Source organism: Oscillibacter sp. CU971 (genome assembly GCF_905219725.1).
GTDB lineage: Bacteria > Bacillota > Clostridia > Oscillospirales > Oscillospiraceae > Oscillibacter.
Window position 1 is genome coordinate 1 of sequence record NZ_CAJMXG010000478.1, and the last position, 1410, is coordinate 1410.

General features: G+C 49.9%; 2 protein-coding genes and 1 tRNA gene. All 3 read right to left on the minus strand.

Annotation, left to right across the window (positions count from 1 at the left end; all coding sequences use genetic code 11):
* Positions 1-87: 87 nt before the first annotated feature.
* Positions 88-270, minus strand: a complete 183-nt coding sequence (locus JX325_RS16715; protein ID WP_204792155.1) for a hypothetical protein — start codon at positions 268-270, stop codon at positions 88-90.
* A gap of 45 nt (positions 271-315) precedes the next feature.
* Positions 316-1131, minus strand: a complete 816-nt coding sequence (locus JX325_RS16720) for a DUF6353 family protein (protein ID WP_204792156.1) — start codon at positions 1129-1131, stop codon at positions 316-318.
* A 60-nt stretch (positions 1132-1191) separates the two neighbouring features.
* Positions 1192-1262 (minus strand) — tRNA-Trp (locus JX325_RS16725).
* Between the last annotated feature and the right edge of the window lie 148 nt (positions 1263-1410).

Here is a 1410-nt window from a genome sequence, read left to right on the forward strand (position 1 = left end):
GCTCGGGCGTTTCGTAAAGAAACTCGATGAGGGCATATATTGCCGAATCGTTGTCCATTTTGCTCCTCCAAAAGCGAAGAGCCCCTGTTAGGGCTCCTCAGCTTCTTCTTCGTTTTCTTCACTTGCTCGGGCGGCAAGCGCTTCATTGACTTTTTCCTCGATGATCGCCTCCTGCTCCTTGTCGTCCGCCCATCCGGATAGTAGTGTTCCTACAAATCCCAGGACAACCCCGCCAAGGGACATCAGCTTGAACATGGTTTTTTTGTCCATAAAGCCTGGCCTCCTTTCCGTAAAAGTGCTTGCCATTTCTGCGGATTAGACATCCTCCAGATAGGTGTTATCCGGAGGAAAGACCATGTCGATGATGTAACACTCGATTTCTCCGTTTAGGCCATCGTCAACCATGGCTTTGCTATGGTTAAAGTCGATCCAGAAAATATCACCGTTACAAGAGTTCCAGCCTACGGTAGCTCCAAGTTCAGTTTCCTCAATGCCGAGGAACTCATAGAACTCGTTCAACGAAATATAGCCCGCAAACATAAAGTTTCGGTTGAGATGATACTCGGCTTGCAGCACCTTGCCGATGGTGGACTCAAAATACCGTTCAGAGATAGGATCATAAAACAAGCGTGTTTCCTCTACGGCATCCTCAAAATCAAGGCTGCTATGGCCAACAAAACTCGCAGATGAGATTGGAATGTCCTTGGCTTTTTCCACGGCCAAGGACTCCATGATTTTCTTGTGGGCCTCCTCGCCATACAGCTCCTTGAGTTTGCGCTTGTAGTCATTGTACGAACGACTGACAAGGGCATAGGCACTGGCAAGAGACGCCTGCTGGCGTTTATTCAGGATATTCGCCCCGAAGATACAGGCAATCGTAGTAGCGCCGGTGAAAGTGGCGGGGATGTAGCACTTCCAGCAGGACTTGACCGCCTCCATTTTGGTCGCGGCGTGCGGGTCGCCATCGTGGTTTTTACGGCTGTCCGCTTTCACCAGTTCGAGGGCCTTTGGGGTTGCCTTGACGGCCAGGACGGCGGTTGCTACAACACCGACGGCTCCTATGCACGTCAAGACGGTCGGCGATGCTTTCTTCAAAGCATTTCCAACCCGTTGACACAGTTTGGGTTTCATTGTGCGTTCTCCTTTCAAGGTAAAAATATAAGAGCCGCCGTTCTGGCTCCAAAAAGTTAGAGAAGCAGTATCGGACTCGAACCGATGACCTCCTCTGGCATGAGGCGCTCTACCACTGAGCTAAATGTCTCTCCATAATACGGATTGCTAAATTTGCGAAAAAGAGAAAGAGCCGTTGTCCACGGCTCCCCTCCTCAGAGTCCAATACACTTTGTCAATTCGCTGAGTTGTTCTTTGGTGAGTTCCAAATCTACATCCAAGTGAACGTGCGTCTTATCA

Excerpts from the sequence above, each read along its gene's own strand:
- JX325_RS16715 (WP_204792155.1), bottom strand. The coding sequence starts at position 270 with ATGGACAAAAAAACCATGTTCAAGCTGATGTCCCTTGGCGGGGTTGTC.
- JX325_RS16720 (WP_204792156.1), bottom strand. The coding sequence starts at position 1,131 with ATGAAACCCAAACTGTGTCAACGGGTTGGAAATGCTTTGAAGAAAGCA.